This window comes from Kocuria atrinae C3-8 (genome assembly GCF_000286355.1).
GTDB lineage: Bacteria > Actinomycetota > Actinomycetes > Actinomycetales > Micrococcaceae > Kocuria > Kocuria atrinae_A.
Genome location: NZ_AJXN01000152.1, coordinates 1 through 2949, shown reverse-complemented (window position 1 = coordinate 2949; position 2949 = coordinate 1). Strand labels below are relative to the sequence as shown.

The window sequence follows — 2949 nt, the reverse complement described above, 5'->3', positions numbered from 1 at the left end:
TCTGGTCATGACCGCGACCCCCATCCCGCGCACGGTGGCCATGACGGTCTTCGGCGACCTGGACGTCAGCACCCTGCGCGAGCTGCCCGGCGGCCGCGCGCCCATCCACACGCACGTGGTGGGCCTGGCCGAACACGGCCCCTCCTGGGAACGGCGCGTGTGGGCGCTCGCGGGCGAGCACATTTCGCGCGGCCGTCAGGTCTACGTGGTGGCGCCCAAGATCGGCGACGACGCCGCCCTCCCGCCCTTCGATTCCCTGCGAGACTCGTTACTCGCGGCCCAAGAACTAGGCGATGACGGGGACGGGCCCGAGCCGGCCACGGTCCAGTGCTCGAGCGCCTGATCAGCGCGCAACCGGAACTGCGGGATGCGAGGATCGCCGTGCTGCATGGCCGACAGGACCCGCTCGTGAAGACCGAAACGATGAACCGGTTCGCCGCCGGTGAGATCGACGTGCTGATTTCCACGACCGTGATTGAAGTGGGCGTGGACGTGGCCAACGCGTCACTCATGATCATGGTGGACCCCGAACGGTTCGGAATCTCCCAGTTGCATCAGTTGCGCGGTCGCATCGGCCGTGGCGAGCACGAAAGCACGTGCTTGTTGGTCACCCGCAGCCGTCCGGATCATCCGGGCCGGGAACGACTGGCCGCGGTCGCCTCCACCACGGACGGTTTCGAACTTGCAGAAGTGGATCTCAAACTGCGCCGCGAGGGCAACATCCTGGGTGCCTCGCAGTCCGGTCGGAAGTCGGGCCTTCGCTGGATCAGTGCGCTGCGGGACGAAGCCCTGGTGACTCGCGCCCGCGAGGACGCTGAGGCTGTCATCGCCGACGATCCGCAACTGGCTCAACACACAGAACTGCTCGCTGCCATCGGGCGAGTGGTGGACGAGAACAGCCAAGCATTTTTGGAGCGTGGATGACACGCATCATTTCCGGGACCGCGGGCGGACTGCGCATTCAATCGGTGCCCGGTTCGGCCACCCGCCCCACGACCGATCGGGTCAAGGAGTCGCTCTTCGCGCGCCTGGACGCGTGGGGCATGTGTGAGGACGCCCGCGTGCTGGATCTCTTCGCTGGTTCCGGAGCCCTCGGACTGGAGGCTGCGAGCCGGGGAGCACGAGAGGTGACCCTGGTGGAGAAGGCCTCCGGGGCGGCGTCGGTGTGCCGGGCGAATGCTCAGGTGCTTGCCGGTGCTCGACGGGATATCGAGATCACCACGGTGCAGTCCCCGGTCGCCACCTTTCTGGCCCGGCAGGGATATCATCGCTGGGATCTGGTGTTGGTCGATCCGCCGTACCCGCTGCCCAACGAGGACCTGACCGCACTGCTGGCGCGACTGGTGGGACACCTCGGCCCGGGGGCGGTCATTGTGGTGGAACGCTCCGCGCGCACCGAGGAACCGGTGTGGCCGGAGGGGCTGCAGCGGTTTGAACGCAGCACCCACGGCGAGACCGTCCTCTGGTACGTCGAGGAGGCCCCGAGCGAGGAGTCCACGACGGACCGTCCCGAGGAAGTAGAACTCGCCTAGAGGGCCAACGCGAGGTCGGCCATCGCCTTGCGCAGCACGTCGGTGCGCTTGCAGAAAGCTAACCGGAGCCAGTCCGTGTAGAGATCTCGGTTGGCCTCTCCCACGAACGCGGACACGGGGATTCCCACCACACCCGCGTTCTCGGCCCAATGCTCGCCCAGTTCTTTGGCGTTGCTGACCCCGGCCAGCGCGTAGTGGTCACTGACATCTGCGACCGCGAAGAAGGTCCCTTGTGGTTCCGGCGGGTTCAGTCCGGCCTCGCGAAGGCCGTTGATCAGGACATCGCGGCGTTCGCGGTAATCGTCCAGGAGGTGCTCGTAGAACGCGGGCGGGAAGCCCACGGCCTCGGCAACGGCATGCTGCAGGGGAGCGGCGGCGCTGTGGGACATGTAGGACTTCACCGCGGTCACGCCTCGCATCAGGTGTTCCGGACCGCTGACCCATCCCACGCGCCACCCCGTGGCGGAGAAGGTCTTGCCCGCCGATGACACGGTCAGGGTGCGCTCGAAGGCACCGGGCAGGGTGGCGATCGGGACGTGCTGCCCGTTGAAGCGCAAGTGTTCGTAGACCTCGTCGGTGACGATCACGGCGTCGAACTCGGTGGCCAGCTCGACCAACTGTGTGAGGAACTCGCGCGACGCCACGGTGCCCGTGGGGTTGTGCGGATCGTTGAGGATCACGGCGCGGGTGCGGGGCGAGAAGGCGGCGCGAACGTCCTCGGGATCGGATGTGAACGCGGGAGGCAGCAGCGGAACCGGGACCGCCGTGGCGCCGGCGAAACGGACCACCGCGCCGTAGAGGTCGTAGTGGGGTTCGAACACGACCACCTCGTCACCGGGCTCCAGGAAGGACAACAGGCTGGCTGTTAGTCCCTCGGTGGCACCGGCACTGACGATGATCTGGGAGTCGGTGTCCAGCTCCTGGGCATAGAAGTGACGCTGATGCTCGGCAATGGCGGCACACAGCGCCGGGATGCCCTTGATGGGCGCGTACTGGTTGTGGCCGGCGGCCAGCGCCTCGGACGCGGCGTCGACCATGCGTTCGGGTGCGGGGAAATCCGGGAAGCCCTGTCCGAGGTTCACGGCACCGGTGCGCTGGGCCAGCGCCGTCATTTCCTCGAAGACCGTGGAACGCAACTGTCCAGAAGCATCCAGGAGCCCGCCGCCGGCGGCCATGCGCTGCCAGGGTGTTTCGGCCGAGCCGGTGGTGGGGGACTTGGAACCGGAGGTGTGCGCTGTCATGGACTCAGTCTAGGGAAGGCTCCTCGCCTGGCCGAGCTGCGCCGCAACGATTGCTGTGCGGTGTGATGGTCGGGCGGTGGGGCTGTCAGGGGCGGCGGGGCTGGTTGGTTCGCGAGCGCCGTCGGCGTGCTCCCGGCCGTTAGGGTGGAGGAATGCGACGGCGCAATCTGCCCGGA

General features: G+C 67.5%; 3 protein-coding genes and 1 pseudogene. 3 read left to right on the top strand and 1 reads right to left on the bottom strand.

Features of this window, described 5'->3' with window-relative positions; translation table 11 throughout:
• From YO9_RS19005 to rsmD, 3 genes and pseudogenes are all read left to right on the top strand, one after another.
• Window positions 1-343: pseudogene (locus YO9_RS19005) on the top strand (ATP-dependent DNA helicase RecG); the annotation flags it as partial.
• Window positions 344-408: 65 nt separating this feature from the next.
• Window positions 409-924 carry a helicase-related protein gene (locus tag YO9_RS19000; protein ID WP_262925712.1) on the top strand — a complete coding sequence of 172 codons (516 nt, stop codon included), beginning with the start codon at window positions 409-411 and terminating at the stop codon, window positions 922-924.
• Complete coding sequence (gene rsmD, locus YO9_RS0114590) at window positions 921-1532, top strand: 16S rRNA (guanine(966)-N(2))-methyltransferase RsmD (protein WP_016998157.1); 612 nt, start codon at window positions 921-923, stop codon at window positions 1530-1532. The genes YO9_RS19000 and rsmD overlap by 4 nt, the downstream gene beginning before the upstream one ends.
• Here rsmD and YO9_RS0114585 read toward each other — a convergent pair.
• Window positions 1529-2773, bottom strand: a complete 1245-nt coding sequence (locus YO9_RS0114585; RefSeq protein WP_016998156.1) for an aminotransferase class I/II-fold pyridoxal phosphate-dependent enzyme — start codon at window positions 2771-2773, stop codon at window positions 1529-1531. The two genes, rsmD and YO9_RS0114585, sit on opposite strands and share 4 nt — an antisense overlap.
• Window positions 2774-2949 lie beyond the last annotated feature (176 nt).

Bases quoted from the DNA above. Each gene is read 5' to 3' on its own strand.
- YO9_RS0114585 (WP_016998156.1), bottom strand. From the start codon at position 2,773: ATGACAGCGCACACCTCCGGTTCCAAGTCCCCCACCACCGGCTCGGCC.
- rsmD (WP_016998157.1), top strand. From the start codon at position 921: ATGACACGCATCATTTCCGGGACCGCGGGCGGACTGCGCATTCAATCG.